The following is a 14,035-nucleotide window of genomic DNA, read 5'->3' as shown; positions in this document are numbered from 1 at the left end:
GCGTGAAAATGCATTGAGGGCCTCGCGACCCGGCCCCGGTTTGCGCTTGCCCTGATGGGGCTGTGAAGTGATCAGGCATTCACTTACATGAATAGATAATGTGCAAATTCTGGAGAATCAGAATAAACAATCGAAAATCTTTTCGGCGGTGGCGTTTTTAGGCAGCACATTCCCCGGCGGGCGCATCATCATATTGACCAGCATGTGGCCTTACACGGGCCGCTTGCCTGCGGGGTGAATCTCACCCCAATCGAACCTCCCAAAAGGAACGCCATCGTGCACCACGTCAAATATGACCTGTCCGAAGCCCAGACCAGCCTTGAGTACATCCTCGAACAAGTCATCTATGGCACGGTGGTTGTCATCGTGCGCAATGGTATTGAAATTGCCCGGGTTACCGCAGTAGAAGGTTTGAGCCAGCGTGCTACGCGGCCCATGGCCACCCCGTATGAGCTGTAGCAACGCTGCAGGGGGCGCCACCCACCGGCTGAACAGGCACAGCGCTGCTGCACGCCTCGTCATAATATGCACCGCCCCCTGAATTTACCGCGTAAAGTGACCATTGAAGTCCAGCCCTACGCTGGCGCAGCGGGGCGAGCACTGGCGCGCGTACATCGATTAGCGGCTATCGTAGGAGGGCGGTAAGCGAACCGCCTTCGCCGCGTATGGAGGCTGGACGCGTTCCTGCACACTACAAAGGGAACCCTATGCAGCAGCTACCTACGGACGAAACGATCCGTGCAGCCTTGAATCGAACCCATGCACGCCTTCACCGACAACATGAGCTGGTTGTCGAGTTTGGCGTGGTGTCGTTGCAGGTCACAGAACTCGACCTGCTGCTGACGCGCGCCTGTGAAGTGGTTGCCGAGGGCATGAATACGCGCTACGCCAAGGTGCTCCAGCCTGAATTGGACGGCGACGGTTTCGTCCTGTCCCATGGGGTTGGCTGGGATGCTGCAGACATCGGCAGGGCTACCGTGGGTGCAGATGAAGCCAGCCCGGCAGGGTATGCGCTGGCCACCTACAGGCCGGTACTGTCGAACCATCTGGGCATGGAAAATAGGTTCCGCACCCCTGAGCTGCTGAAAAAATACGGTATCGAGCGCGCGATCAATGTACCGATTCGCGGTGTACTCGGCCCATTCGGCGTGCTTGAGGCCGACAGCAGCAATGGTGAGGATTTCGTGGAAAGCGACCTGGTGTTCCTGGAAGGGATCGCTACCGTCATTTCACTGGCTGCCGAACGGATTGCCGCAGGGGTCGAGGCGCCTCACCCCGACCCCTATTCCGAGACGATCCTCAATGCCAGCCCTGACTGGGTGGAGATCATGTCTGCCGACGGGCACATCGAATTCATGAACGAAGCTGGCCTGACCTTCATGAACACCAGCGCTGCCGAAGTCACAGGCCAGCGCTGGCATGAGCTGTGGCCAGAGGAATCGAGGTCGATTGTGTGGGAGGCGCTGTGTAAAGTCGGCGCTGGCGAGACCATTCGGTTCGAAGCGTATTGCCCGTTATCGGCTACTGAGCCGAAATGGTGGGATGTGACGGTGGCGCCGATCATGGGCGTGAATGGCCAGGTTGAGCGAGTGATCGCCGTTTCGCGCGACATCACCGCACGGCATCAGTACGAGGCCCAACTGCTGTCCCTGATCGAGGCGCAGAACACCAGGCAAGACCGCAGCGACCTCTATCTGGAGGAGATTCATCATCGGGTCAAGAACAGTTTGCACCTGGTGAACACACTGCTGCTGCTGCAGGCAAACCTGGCAGCCGACGCGGCGGTCAAGCTGCAGCTTGAAACCGCGGCTGGCCGGGTAGTCACCATTGCCAGTGTTCACGAGCGGCTGTACCAGACCGCTGAAGACCAAGGCGTGCATGCTGAAGAATATCTGAATGCATTGCTCGGCGATCTGGGCAAGGCCTTGGCAGACCGCAAGATCGTTCTGGAGGCAGATGATTTCGTGCTGCCGCCTGAGCGTATGGCGCCCCTGGGCCTGGTCATCTCCGAGCTGATCACCAACGCGCTCAAGTACGGCAAAGGCACCATTGAGGTGCTGGTCAAGCATGCAGGCGACCATGCATTGCTCACCGTTCGCGATGAAGGCGATGGCTTCCCGGACAACTACCCCAAGCCGACGGGCACCGGCCTGGGTATGCGCTTGGTCAAAAGCTATTCCGGGTATGGTAGCGCCGCGGTGACCATCGACCGCCAGGCCAGCAAGAGCTGTATTCATGTCCGCTTCAAGCTCTAGCCTTGCCGGCTTTGGCAGCCTGCCTTATCGGCTGGGCAAGGCGTCCAGGGCCGGCGACCAGACGCCATGGCCACAACGTTCGCAGCAGCGCGTATCTTCAGCCTCATGGTAGGTCGCAAATCCCCAGCCTACGCAGCTGTATAGCCCGGCCGCAGGCGGCGAGCTGTATTCGGGCCGGTGTTCGGCGGGCAGTACTGACAAGCCCGGGCGGGTGACCTCGGCAGGGTACAGATACTGGCTGAGGTCGCCATCGGTCTCCAGCAGCGTGCGACCGCAGGTAACCTCGCAATGCTCCGTGCGCAGCGGCCTGCGGCAATCGCTAAGCGGGCTGATTACCTTTATTCGCTGGCCTGCAGTTTCGCCCATTGGCGGTAGGCCGCTTTCAGGCTGGCAGGCAAGCAGGGCGGATCAGCCTCGATTTTACTGTGTGCCGGGTGGCTGCCCTTCCATTCCATCAGCCACGCGATCAGCGCTGGGCGCGTACCGGGGCAGGGGCCAACCTGCTGCTCGAGGGCATCGGCGATGGGGCCGAGGGTTTCGATGTAGTGGTCGAGTTTGGCGAGTGGGTCGTCCATGCTAGTGAACCTCTATCGATTGCGCAGCAGCGGCGCTACTGCCATCAGCGTATCTAGCATGGCACGGTCAGGGCTTGCAGTCTTCCATTGGCAGGCTCGCCTTTCTCCAGGGCCAGCAGAGCCGGCATGTCGAGTGTTTCCACCAGGCTGCCGCGCAGGTTGACGATACCTTGCCTGACGGGTGAGGGCGTTGCGATGGGGTCAGGTTGTGACTGGCGTCCGGCAACCGGTTGATCTGCGTCAAATACCCGCGTTGGGATGAATGCCGTTGTCGTGAGCGCGTCAGTTGACAAACGTCAAGTCTGCCGAGCATGGCCCCGCACCATCCTGGCGGCGGTGGACTTGTCCAGGCCAGAGGGTCAGATCGAGGGTTTCAATGACCAGATCATCAGCGAGGCGCTGAAACTGGCCTTGCAGTGCAATGCGCAAATCGAGTTGCTCTATGCCTACGACCTGGGCTCGATGTACCTGGACGCCGACGGTAGTCGGGAACACGCCTTCCTGTTCGACTCCAACTTGGCGCACACACTTCATGAAGCCCAGAGCGATGCCTTCCAGGCGCTGGCCGAGCGCAACGGCATAGCGGCCGAGCACCGCCATATGCGCATCGGTGACCCGGCCAAGGCGCTGGCCCTGTTCATGGACAACCATGACACCGACGTGCTGGTGATGGGCAGCTATCACCACCGCGGTATTGGCTGGTTCATTGGCAGTACGGCCGAACGGGTACTGCACCGCGTGTCGTCCAGTGTGCTGGTGATCTCGCCCGAGCGTTCTCAAGGTTGACTTGGCAGTTGTGATGGGCTGCACGACAGCACCTGCGGTGCGTTGGCACAGGCACTGTTCGCGACCGTCAATGGAGGCTGCCTGCCAGCAATGCCATAATGTCGACGTCGGTGTTTCCCTTACGTGGCATTCTTCGAGGCGCTGTGCATGAACGATTTCACCCCTTGGACGGCGCTGGCAGGCGGCGCCTTGATTGGCCTGGCTGCTGCGCTGTTTGCCGTGGCCAATGGGCGTATCGCGGGTATTAGCGGCCTGCTCGGGTCGTTGCTGCAACGTGGCGGAGAGGGGCGTGGCGAGAAAGCGTCGTTCCTGCTCGGCATCCTCGCCGCGCCGTTGCTGTGGCAACTGTTTACGGCCCTGCCGCCCGCGCACTTTACGGTTTCGCCCGGGTGGCTGGTGGTCGCCGGGCTGCTGGTCGGCCTCGGCACCCGTTACGCCGCAGGCTGCACCAGCGGCCATGGTGTGTGTGGCCTTTCCCGATTGTCGCCGCGCTCGGCAGTAGCAACGCTGAGTTTCATGGTGGCCGGGTTTGCCACCGTCTATATCCTTCGTCATGTGCTGGCAGGTAACTGACATGCAGCGGCTCAGTGGTTTTCTGGCTGGCGTGTTGTTCGGCCTGGGGTTGTTGCTATCCGGCATGGCAAACCCCGCGAAAGTGCTCGGGTTTCTCGACCTGGCCGGGCGCTGGGATGCCTCGCTGGCGGTGGTCATGGTTGGCGCCATCGGCATCGCTTTGCTGCCCATGACCTGGGCGCGGCAGCACAGCGTGGCGTTGCTGGGTGGCCGGATGCAGTTGCCGACGCGGCGCGACATCGACCGGCGGCTGGTGGGCGGCAGCCTCATGTTTGGGGTCGGTTGGGGGATCGCTGGCATCTGCCCGGGCCCGGCACTGGTGCTGCTGGTTGGCGGCTACTGGCAAGCCTGGCTGTTCGTGGCGGCCATGCTCGTGGGCATGCTGGTATTCAGCGCCGTGGAAGCGTCACGCCGCTGAATTGACAGGCGCGCCCACGCGCCTGCGCCGACTAGTTTGCGGGCACGAGGATCACGAAGTTCTTTTTCATGTCCTCCAGCACAGTCCACTTGCCTTTGGCGCCGGGCTCGATGATGAACGTGTCGCCAGCGGCGAGGGTGGCCGGCGCACAGCCGTCGAGCTCGATCACGCAGCGCCCGCTCAACACATGGCAGAATTCCCAGACTTTGTAGTCGATACGCCACGCTCCGGTACTGGCCTCCCATTCGCCGGAAATACGACCTTGCGGTTCATCGTGGTAGTACTTGGACGTCAGCGTGTGCGGGTCGCCTTCCACCACCTCTTCGAAGAAGGGCAGGTCGCGCACCGGTTGGATATCCATTTCGCGGAACACGGTCAGTTTCTGGGTCATGGTTATTTCTCGTGCGGGTTGGGGGTTAGGGCGATACATTAAATAGGCTTCGCCGGTGACGGCGAGCATCGGGTGCGGCACGATCTGGCAGGTTTTCACGATCTTGAAGCCATGGCGTTCGTAGAAGCGCCGTGCACCGTGGTTTTCCGCGTAGTCGATCAGGCACAGGCCCTGCAAGCCGAGGTCCTCGGCGCGTTGCTGGGCGTGGCGAAGGAACTGCACGCCCAGGCCCTGGCTGCGCCAGGCCTCATCCAGGGCCAGGCTGGAGATGTACAGGGTGTCGGGTATTTCCATGTCGGCGTAAGGCGCGAGTACCGGGTCTGTCTCGACCTGCCGGTCAGGGGCCGCATGCAGTGCATAGCTGTGCATCATGCCGATGACGCGACCTTCGCAGGTGGCCATCAGGCAATTCCTGTATGAAAAATCGCCCTGTTCCCTGGCATAGCGAGCCGCGCCCACACTCAGCAATGCTTCTCCCGGCGCGGCCAGCTTGCTCCATATGTAATCGGCCATGCCTTCTGATGTCAGTTGAAAGAAGCGCGCGATATCGGGCGCGTCCGAGGCCTCGGCAGGTCTGAAGTGGGTAAGCATGTCCAGGGCTTCCATGGGATCGGGTGGCGGGGTGGCGGGTTTACACCGTTGACCGGGGGAGGGTAGGTGCTTTGCAAGGCGGGCATGATGCTCCAGGCGAACACTGTCGGCACAATGCGCGACGGTACGAACATGCACTTGGGTGCATCCGCTGGTCAGGACCTTGGCCAACACCAATTTTTCGGCCCGGATGCTCGAGTCCCAGGCGCGTGTCATCAGGCGGGAAAAGCAGGATTATTCACTGCTCGCGAGCGCCAGGTTTGGAAACGGCCGGCGCCGGAACCTGCAGCTTGTCGATGATCTGCCTGGCCAGAGCATGATAGAGCGAGACGGGCGATACCCAGCCAGAGATGGCGGCGGCCATCAGTGTCGCTGCCAGCATGGGAATGGCCAGGTCCGGGCTGTGCGTTAGTTCAAGCACGATGACCGAGGCAGTGAGTGGTGAGCGCGTGACACCCGCCAGGTAGGCACCCATGCCGAGCAGTGCGCATGCTTGCGGGTCGACACTGGGGATCAAACCCAACACGGGCGCAAATGCCGCACCTATGCTGAGCGAGGGCGAAAACAGACCGCCAGGAATACCGGAGAGGTAGGAAACGACATTGGCCAAGAACTTCCACAGCAGAAAGCTTGAGTCCGTGATGGGCTGGCCTTCAAGCAAAGCGCGTGTTTCTTCGTACCCAGTGCCAAATACATGATTGCCAGACACGAGCCCCAAAGTGGCCAGCAACAGCCCACAGAACGCAGCGAAACGCACGGGATAACGCCCGCGTGCCGCACATAGGCGGCCTAGCAATCCCTTGTCGGTTGGCAGCACAAGCTTGGCGTAAAAGCCACCCAGCAGCCCACCCAGCACTGCACAAGCCGGTACGACGCTCCAGCCCCAGCCCGTCGGCACACGACCGCTGATTTCGCCAAAATAGGCGTAATGCCCCATCAAGCCGAGGGTGACGGCGCCGCCGATCAGTACCGCAGTGAGCACCAGCCCGCTAAATCGTTGCTCGAACGTGCGGCTCAATTCCTCGATGGCAAACACAATGCCCGCCAATGGGGTATTGAAGGCCGCTGCGATACCTGCTGCGCCGCCGGCGAGCACCAGGCCTGCGATTGTTCGCCGGCCATGCAGGCCCAGGCGCCGGCCAAAGGTATAGAGCACAGCCGCGCCGATGTGCACGGTGGGGCCTTCGCGGCCAACCGAGCCTCCGACCAGCAGCGCGCCCAAAGTCAGGCTCATGCGTGCGGCAGCCACAGGGAGCGAGAGTAACCGGGCTCGCAGCCGTCGAGAGGGTATTTCCAGGGCAGCGATGACTTGGGGAATACCACTGCCTTTGGCATTCTCAAACCAGCGTTGCGTCAGATAGGCCAGCAGGGCGAAACCCACTGGGGTTATCAGCAGGGGAGCCCAGGGTGCCCGGACCACCAAGCGCTTGAACGAGGCGAAGGCCTCGTCGGCCAGCCAAGCAAAAGCCAGTGCAACCAGCCCTACCAGCAGCGCCCCGATCCAGAACGCCAGCCGCTGACGCCATTCTCGCCAGCGTGAATGACGAAAGAGGGAAGGGACTGGACGGCTGGGTTCGGACATTGCCCACACATGGCTGAGTTGTAAAGCCGTGAGTATGGCGTGTTTTCGCAGGCTGGCCTACTCAAATACGGCGCAGGGATCGGATGTGCTGTGTGGATAGGCTTGGGCTTTTCGTCGTTCAGCATCCCCTGTCGAGCCGAGGCGTTTCTCGCAAGCCAGCTTCTGTCGTCGCGCTCACTTGCTCGCAAGATTCGCCCGAGCCCACTGCTCTGCGGTGGTTACTGGAATCCCCGGCTGTTCGTTGAAGGTTACCGCTTTTGGCCAAGCCACCCCTCTGCCTTGAGCGAATACAGCACGGTACTTTTTGATGTGATGAGTAGGGTCTTTTCTCAATTCGTCCATCAGGTGCGGGACAGTCCACACGTTGGTTTTGAAAGGACGACCCAGCGCGTGCTCGAGGATGTGCGCGACTTGCCCATACGAAACCGTGTCGCCTGCAAGATAGACAATCTCGTTGCGCAAGCGAGGTTCGAAGAAGACGATTTCCGCCGTGAGAGCGCCGATGTCGTCTGGGGTAGTCAGCGCCACGCTGTTCTCGAGACCGCCGAGAGCGTTAACGGTGTCATTGTCGAAATCGACGACTTCAAACACGGGCTCGAAAAGGAAGCTGGTGAACATGCCCGTCGAGATAATTACCCATTCAGTTTTATCTTGCGCGCGAAGCGCCTCGCGTACGTCGAGTTGAGCATCGAAAAGATCCTGGGGGCTGCCCCGACCGATCACTTCGAAATCCACACCAAACTGCCACGGGAAGTAGCGCTTCACGCCCGACCTCAGCGCTGCTGTTGCCAACTTCATGGGGGTTTCCCGACCCGCGACCATGCCGGCACAGCCTATGACGGTATCGAACCCGGCGAACACGCCTGCTAGGTGTTCAATTGAATCGTTCACCAGATCCGCAGTGACCATCTGAATGCCCAGCCCCCGAAGCTCGTCTATTTCGGCCTTTTTCTCCGGCACCTGGGTGTTGATGGTCGAGCCCCGGAGAAGAACGCTAATTTGGGAGCCGGGTGCGCGTTTGGCCACTCGCGCGAGGTTGCGCAACACCGGGAGACCCAGTTCACCGGCGCCGAGAACCAGAATGGATTGAGGGGATAGCGGGGTTGTTTCGATCATGATTTCTCCTGAGGTGTAAGGCCTGTACAATGAGCGAATGCTGGCATGGCCAAGCCGTACTCGTAAGAAGGCACACGTGTGACACCTGGGAGGAATAAATGGCTAATCAGGATGCTCTGAGCCAGGCAGAAGCTATCTGCCAAACGCTCCGAGAAGAGGATGATGGCGTCAGGCGGGAAGTCCTCGCTCACGCAGGTAGCCGATGGTCATTGGGCATCCTGCATGCCTTGGGTGTGTACGGCTCGATGCGCCACGCCGAGATAAAAAGGCAGATGACCGGGGTGACCCAGCGAATGCTGACCAAAACGCTCCGCGCCATGCAACGGGATGGATTACTGCTTCGACGGGAGTTCGGGGACATTCCGCCGCGCGTCGAATATGAGCTGACGCCGCTGGGGATGGAACTGTTGGTACGGATGTCCCCCGTTTGGATGTGGGTTGTCGAAAACGCTGAGGAATTTCGCGCGGCGCGTCGCGCTTTCGACAGTCAAGATGACAGAAAGCCCGCCTGGCAAATCCCCACCCCGGCACGCTTTGATCCGGAATAATCGTTAGGGTTGCTCTCAAAACCTTGCGGGTCGTTCTGCTCGGTCTGGGCGGCGGCTTCTTGCAATTTGCGTAGCTGTAAAGTCACACCGTCATGCAATAACAGTGTCCAGCTATGTCGCACCATCAGAGCGCGACCTCACCGTCGATATCTTCGTCCAGGTTTACGGAGTGGTTTGCGTTGGCGAGCATGGTTTGCGCCATGTCTTCCTGTAGGGTGGTGAGGTTGGGTCCGCTTCGGATATCAGCCTCCAGCAAACCCAGGAATGCACTGATGGCAGGGTCTTCATGGGTGGTCTCTACGCGGCTGATTCGGCGCCTCTCACATAACAACCCACAACTTATTGATTTAGCGGGGGCTTGTGGGAGCGGGCATGTCGAGGCGTCGAACCGCCGCGAATACCGGCGTAGCCGGTGCCAGCTACCGCGTTGGATTCTTCGCGGCTGTTCGACGCCTCGACACGCCCGCTCCCATACAACCCGCGAGGCGCTTACGAATTGGGATTTCTGCGCGACAGCGCAACCCCTAGGGCTGTGTGATCGCCCAGGTAGTGAGAACTGTGCAAGCGATGTATGGATGCTTGTATTGAAGTTCAGCCATTAACCGGACCCAGATAATCAGTTCGCATTGGATCGCAGTCGAAGGGCAACTCAACGCAGGCAAATATCCATAGCAACGTTTTCACTGCTTCACTGCTTCACTGCGGTGGAGGTTGCTCAAATGGGGAAGTGTTTGTGGGGCTCTGTGCCGGCTGATGCTCACGCCGTCCCCCAGGTAGAAGTAGCCACTCTGGCTTGTACCTCCCCAGCACGCCGTATGGATCCCCGGCGGCACGTCGCACAGTTGCCGCGTAACCGAAAACGCCCGTACCTGCTTTCTGTTCGTTGAGCCCACCTGCCAATATCAGACAACCCCAAGATCAAACAGATCGCAGATGCGCTCTTTGCAGATCCCGGTGACCGAACCACTTTGCGCGAGGGGGCCACTAGGCTTGCAACCAGCGAACGAACGCTGGCAAGGCTGGTAGAGAGCACGACCGGGCTGAGCTTCGGGCGCTGGCGCCAACAGTTGCATTTGATGATCGCACTGAGTCAATTGGCGGAAGGGTATCCGTGCAGCGTGTGGCGGGCATTCTGGGCTATGACTCTGTTAACGCTTTTATCACGATGTTCAAGAAAGCGCTGGGTAAATCGCCTACCCAGTATTTTTCCTCCCTGCGTTGATACTTTGCTACAGATGCAACGCGAGGCTGTAGAGCGATCACGAAGCACCGTTATTGGTCCATCGCGCTCGGTTAGTTGTCGATCATCTGCGCCGCTTGCTGAGTGGCTTGGCTGGTGCGCGTGGCCAGCTTGCGCACCTCGTCGGCGACCACAGCAAAACCGCGTCCGGCTTCACCTGCCCGCGCTGCCTCGATGGCGGCGTTCAAGGCCAGCAGGTTGGTCTGGCTGGCGATACCCTGGATGGTGGCGACGATATGGGTAAGCTTGGCGAGGGTCTCCTGCATCACCTGGTGCTGTTGCGCCTGGGCCTCGCGAATGGTGCTTTCCTCATGGCGGGCATGGATATCGGTGATAGCCCCGACTACCCGCAGCGGTGCCCCGTCCTGACCCCGGCGGGTTTGCCCGCGGCCGCGGAACCAGCGGTAGTTGCCGCTCTGGTGCTTGAGCCGATATTCCACATCGAACGGGGTATTGCCGCTGTGGTCTTCCACGTGGGCGACGAAGGCTGCAATGGCGCGCGCGCTGTCGTCGGGATGCAGGCGTGAGGTCCAGCTTTCCAGGGTATTGGGAAACTCTTCGACGGTGCTGCAGCCCAGCAGCCTGCGCATCTGCGACGACCACCAGATGGTGTTGCCCGGGTTGGCCGGATCGCCCGCCACCACTTCGATATCCCATAGGCCGTCGTGAAGCATCTCGCGGGAAATATCGAAACGTTCAGCGGCCAGCTCCAATTCCTGGATACGCAGGTACTGCTCGTGGATGTCGCGCAGGGTGCCCGCCGTGGCCACCGCGACACCGTGGGCGTCGCGCTGCGAACTGCCGCTGATCCGGCACCAGCGATAGTCACCGCCGGCCGCTGGTTTCATACGCACGTCCAGCGCAAACGGCGTGCGCCCGCTGCGATCGGCCAAGTGCCGGGCCAGTGCCTGCATGTGGGGTTGCCGGTCGGCAGGGTGCAGTTGCTCGCTCCACTGCCCAAACCGGGCCAGGCGTGGCGCCTGTAGCGAGGCCGAGCCTGTCCACTGTATGGCACAGTCCGGCGTCGGGGTGGCGGCGGTCGTTGGCTGCAGTTGCCAGAACAACTCATCCGCGCCCTGGGTGACCAGTGTCCAGCGCGCCTCCAGTTGCTGCACGAGTGCCTCGCGCTCAGCCAGGCGCTGCTCCAGCTGGCTGACCTGCGAAGCAAGCGCGCGAGCCTGTTCCTTGAGTTCCCGTCGCTCCTGCAGCACGCGCTCCACGCCTGCCAGGATCCGCCGCAACAGCGGATTGGCCGAAGACAACGGCGCGCTCGGCTGGTCGGGCTGCTCCAGGCGGTCGGCCAGCTGGGCCAACACCCAGCGGCTGGTGCGATTAAACAACAGCATGCGACACCTCCGGTTGTATGGCGGCATCAGCCGACGGTGCCTGCGCCTGCCGTATCGACAAGGCCTGGCTGTCGAAGTCGGCCGCCCCGGGCAACGCTGGCCAGGCCGACGGGCCACTGGCGATTTCCTGTGGGCTCAACAGACAGTGGTCGAGCTCGCGTTGCAGCGCCTGGATGTCCAGGTCCTGGCCGATGAACACCAGTTCCTGGCGGCAATCACCGACGATGCTGTCCCACTTGGCCGTGATGCCCTGCAGGCGATATTTGTCTTGCGGCCATTGCGACGGGTCGATGAAACGCCACCAATGCCCCACGTAATCCCACTGGAATTGCTTGCCGCTGTGTACCAGCAGTGCGGTTTCGCGGTGGCGACTGGCGAGCCAGAAATAGCCTTTGCTGCGCAGCAACCGACCGTTGCGCCAGGGACGGGCAAGAAACTCGAGCAAGCGTTGCGGATGGAACGGGGCGCGCTCGCGAAACACCCACGAGACCACGCCATAGGTGTCCGACTCGGCTACCGGCGTGTCGTGCGCGTCCATCTGCTTCATCCAGCCAGGTGCTCCGGCAAGGCTGGGCAGATCGAACAGTCCGGTGCCAAGGATGCTCGACAGCGCTACGTTGCCGGCGACCATCGGCAGGATCTGCGCCCCCGGATTGAGTCCGGCCAGAATCGCCCGCAACGCCTGGTAGCCGGCCTCATCGACCAGGTCGCACTTGTTGACCAGGATCACATTGGCGTACTCGACCTGCTCGATCAGCAGATCGGCCAGTGGGCGCCTGGGGGTATCGGTCGTGGCGTCGGCACGGGCGACGGTTTCGGCCGAGTCGAGCAAGGCCATGAACTGGCTGGCATCGACCACCGTCACCAGGGTATCCAGGCGCGCCAGCTCGCTAAGGCTGAAGCCGTTGGTGTCGAGAAAGGCAAAGGTCTCGGCGACCGGCATCGGCTCGGAAATCCCGGTGGACTCGATCAACAGGTAATCGAAGCGCTGCTGGCGCGCCAGCGCGCTGATCTGCTCGAGCAGGTCGGCGCGCAGGGTGCAACAGATACAGCCGTTGCTCATCTCGATCAATTCATCCTCGCCACGGTGCAGCGCAACCTCGCGCTGCACCTCGGAGGCATCGATGTTGACCTCGCTCATGTCGTTGACGATAACCGCCACCTTCAGGTCCTGGCGGTTGCGCAGGATATGGTTGAGCAAAGTCGTCTTGCCTGCGCCGAGGAAGCCCGAAAGGACCGTCACCGGCAGTCGGCCCGCCTGGGCGCTATTGCTCATGGGCGCGCCGCTCCCGAACCTTCGACCTTGTCCAGGTAGCTTTCGAACAGGTCTACCACCACCCGCCCATCGTCTGCGGCATCGCCCCACAGGTCGCGCACGCGAAACTCGACATGGTAGGTCGGTTGGTGCGCAGCGCTCTGGTCGCCATGCCCGATCGCATCCGGGAACGGCCACTGTTCGGTGGTGCGGTGCAGCACCACGCCTTGCTTGCCGCGCACATACCCCGGCATGCGCACATGCCCGGCCACGTATTCATCGCGCACGATGACCCGGTCGCCCACTTCGAAAGGCGCTCGCCCGGTGATCGCCGCGCGCCCTTTCGCGTGGGCGGGGTTGGCCAGCTTGAAGTGCGAGCCCAGCGCCTCATCCAGTTCGGCCTGGGTGATGACGCCGGTCTCGACCAGCAACGTGGCGGTGGCGATCACATAACGCTCGTAGTACTCGGTACCGACATGCTGGCGCACATCAATGCGTTCGACCGCGTGACGTATTTCGTCGACGCTGAACTTCTTCATGTGATCGGCGCCGATGAACATCAGGCTGTAGGCCAGGTGTTCCCAGTCCTGCTTGAATACCTGCTTGTAGCTCAGGCTGTTGATGCGATGGGGCACTTTGCCAAAGCCCTGGAAACCGCCGAGATCGTGGAAGCCATCCATATTGAATACTCCGGAAGGTGAATGAAGTGGGTGGACCGGCTCAGCCAACCCGGGGCACGGCGACACCGATAAGCACGTCCTTGGTGACCAGTTGCCGCAACTGCTCTTCGCTCATGTCCTCCGAGCCCGCGGGCCGTTGCGGCAGCACCAGGTAACGGCTTTCGGCGCTGGTGTCCCAGACCTTCACCAGCACGTCGTCGGGCAACTCGGTGCCCAGCTCGCGCAGTACCGTACGCCCCTCCCGGACCAGCCGCGCACGGAACTCGAAGCCCTTGTACCACTCCGGCGGCAGGCCCAGCACCGGCCAGTTGGTGCAGGAGCACAGGCTGCAGACGATCACGTTCTTGACCTGCGGGGTGTCTTCCAGGGCGACGATGTATTCGCCTTGCGGGCCGGTGAAACCGAACTGGGCGCAGGCGGCGGTACCGTCCTTGAGCAGCAGTTCGCGGAACTGCGGGTCGACCCAGGCCCTGGCGACGATGCGCGCGCCGTTTTCCGGGCTCCAGCCATGTTCCATGAGTTCGGTGAGCTGTTCGATGTAGCCCTCGGGAATGAGGTCCTTGTTCTTGAGCACTGCAAACAGTGCCCGCGCCCGCTCGCCAGGGGTTGAGGTTGCCGTCATGGGATTACTCCTCTCGTTCGACACGGTTATCGGTGGTTATTGCTGTTTTGGTTGTTT

The 14,035-nt window shown here is 61.4% G+C and carries 13 protein-coding genes and 6 pseudogenes; 7 read left to right on the top strand and 12 right to left on the bottom strand.

Annotated elements, in window-relative coordinates:
• The first annotated feature begins 276 nt into the window (after nucleotides 1–276).
• Together AACG97_RS16335 and AACG97_RS16330 are read left to right on the top strand one after the other, a co-directional pair.
• Nucleotides 277–459 (top strand): hypothetical protein, encoded by a 183-nt coding sequence (locus AACG97_RS16335; RefSeq protein WP_009685512.1) that lies wholly within the window; start codon nucleotides 277–279, stop codon nucleotides 457–459.
• Between the two features lie 248 nt (nucleotides 460–707).
• Nucleotides 708–2,255 (top strand): sensor histidine kinase, encoded by a 1,548-nt coding sequence (locus AACG97_RS16330; protein WP_029885619.1) that lies wholly within the window; start codon nucleotides 708–710, stop codon nucleotides 2,253–2,255.
• 338 nt (nucleotides 2,256–2,593) lie between these two features.
• On the opposite strand, the gene AACG97_RS16325 is transcribed toward AACG97_RS16330, so the two are convergent.
• Entirely contained in the window at nucleotides 2,594–2,830 is a 237-nt protein-coding gene (locus tag AACG97_RS16325; protein WP_115294268.1) for a hypothetical protein, read from the bottom strand.
• A gap of 309 nt (nucleotides 2,831–3,139) precedes the next feature.
• Here AACG97_RS16325 and AACG97_RS16320 point away from each other — a divergent pair.
• The 3 genes and pseudogenes from AACG97_RS16320 to AACG97_RS16310 form a co-directional block, all read left to right on the top strand.
• Nucleotides 3,140–3,616, top strand: a pseudogene (locus tag AACG97_RS16320) (universal stress protein); the annotation flags it as partial.
• Nucleotides 3,617–3,763: 147 nt separating this feature from the next.
• On the top strand, nucleotides 3,764–4,189 hold the full coding sequence (locus tag AACG97_RS16315) for a YeeE/YedE family protein (protein ID WP_054889761.1): 426 nt from the start codon (nucleotides 3,764–3,766) through the stop codon (nucleotides 4,187–4,189).
• 1 nt (nucleotide 4,190) lies between these two features.
• The gene (locus tag AACG97_RS16310) at nucleotides 4,191–4,607 is read left to right on the top strand and encodes a DUF6691 family protein (RefSeq protein WP_115294269.1); all 417 of its coding nucleotides are present in this window, start codon (nucleotides 4,191–4,193) and stop codon (nucleotides 4,605–4,607) included.
• Nucleotides 4,608–4,638: 31 nt separating this feature from the next.
• Here AACG97_RS16310 and AACG97_RS16305 read toward each other — a convergent pair whose 3' ends face one another.
• The 4 genes and pseudogenes from AACG97_RS16305 to AACG97_RS16290 form a co-directional block, all read right to left on the bottom strand.
• Nucleotides 4,639–4,998 (bottom strand): cupin domain-containing protein, encoded by a 360-nt coding sequence (locus AACG97_RS16305; protein ID WP_177433779.1) that lies wholly within the window; start codon nucleotides 4,996–4,998, stop codon nucleotides 4,639–4,641.
• A gap of 27 nt (nucleotides 4,999–5,025) precedes the next feature.
• A pseudogene (locus AACG97_RS16300) lies at nucleotides 5,026–5,604 on the bottom strand (GNAT family N-acetyltransferase); the annotation flags it as partial.
• Nucleotides 5,605–5,827: 223 nt separating this feature from the next.
• Entirely contained in the window at nucleotides 5,828–7,171 is a 1,344-nt protein-coding gene (locus AACG97_RS16295; RefSeq protein WP_225786242.1) for a chloride channel protein, read from the bottom strand.
• Nucleotides 7,172–7,345: 174 nt separating this feature from the next.
• Nucleotides 7,346–8,287 carry an aromatic alcohol reductase gene (locus AACG97_RS16290; protein ID WP_197885294.1) on the bottom strand — a complete coding sequence of 314 codons (942 nt, stop codon included), beginning with the start codon at nucleotides 8,285–8,287 and terminating at the stop codon, nucleotides 7,346–7,348.
• A 98-nt stretch (nucleotides 8,288–8,385) separates the two neighbouring features.
• Here AACG97_RS16290 and AACG97_RS16285 point away from each other — a divergent pair, with 98 nt between their 5' ends.
• Nucleotides 8,386–8,835 (top strand): winged helix-turn-helix transcriptional regulator, encoded by a 450-nt coding sequence (locus tag AACG97_RS16285; protein WP_144188497.1) that lies wholly within the window; start codon nucleotides 8,386–8,388, stop codon nucleotides 8,833–8,835.
• A 2-nt stretch (nucleotides 8,836–8,837) separates the two neighbouring features.
• Here the strand turns inward: AACG97_RS16285 and AACG97_RS16280 are convergent.
• Nucleotides 8,838–8,960 (bottom strand): annotated as a pseudogene (locus AACG97_RS16280) (toxin YhaV); the annotation flags it as partial.
• A pseudogene (locus AACG97_RS16275) lies at nucleotides 8,960–9,145 on the bottom strand (type II toxin-antitoxin system PrlF family antitoxin); the annotation flags it as partial. The pseudogenes AACG97_RS16280 and AACG97_RS16275, both read right to left, overlap by 1 nt.
• An 801-nt stretch (nucleotides 9,146–9,946) precedes the next feature.
• Here AACG97_RS16275 and AACG97_RS16270 point away from each other — a divergent pair.
• Complete coding sequence (locus AACG97_RS16270; RefSeq protein ID WP_318782797.1) at nucleotides 9,947–10,057, top strand: AraC family transcriptional regulator; 111 nt, start codon at nucleotides 9,947–9,949, stop codon at nucleotides 10,055–10,057.
• 77 nt (nucleotides 10,058–10,134) lie between these two features.
• On the opposite strand, the pseudogene AACG97_RS28090 reads toward AACG97_RS16270, so the two are convergent.
• From AACG97_RS28090 to nthA, 5 genes and pseudogenes are all read right to left on the bottom strand, one after another.
• Nucleotides 10,135–10,392 (bottom strand): annotated as a pseudogene (locus AACG97_RS28090) (methyl-accepting chemotaxis protein); the annotation flags it as partial.
• A 30-nt stretch (nucleotides 10,393–10,422) separates the two neighbouring features.
• Nucleotides 10,423–11,421: pseudogene (locus AACG97_RS16265) on the bottom strand (PAS domain-containing protein); the annotation flags it as partial.
• Complete coding sequence (locus tag AACG97_RS16260) at nucleotides 11,408–12,697, bottom strand: GTP-binding protein (protein WP_197885292.1); 1,290 nt, start codon at nucleotides 12,695–12,697, stop codon at nucleotides 11,408–11,410. The gene AACG97_RS16260 and the pseudogene AACG97_RS16265, both read right to left, overlap by 14 nt.
• The gene (nthB, locus tag AACG97_RS16255) at nucleotides 12,694–13,356 is read right to left on the bottom strand and encodes a nitrile hydratase subunit beta (protein WP_009685496.1); all 663 of its coding nucleotides are present in this window, start codon (nucleotides 13,354–13,356) and stop codon (nucleotides 12,694–12,696) included. The genes AACG97_RS16260 and nthB overlap by 4 nt, the downstream gene beginning before the upstream one ends.
• Before the next feature lie 40 nt (nucleotides 13,357–13,396).
• Nucleotides 13,397–13,978 (bottom strand): nitrile hydratase subunit alpha, encoded by a 582-nt coding sequence (gene nthA / locus AACG97_RS16250; protein WP_009685495.1) that lies wholly within the window; start codon nucleotides 13,976–13,978, stop codon nucleotides 13,397–13,399.
• Nucleotides 13,979–14,035 lie beyond the last annotated feature (57 nt).

Source organism: Pseudomonas sp. Nvir, from assembly GCF_963778085.1.
Taxonomy (GTDB): Bacteria; Pseudomonadota; Gammaproteobacteria; order Pseudomonadales; family Pseudomonadaceae; genus Aquipseudomonas; species Aquipseudomonas juntendi.
Note: the sequence above shows the minus strand (reverse complement) of the source record. Positions and strands in the feature narration are given on the sequence as shown.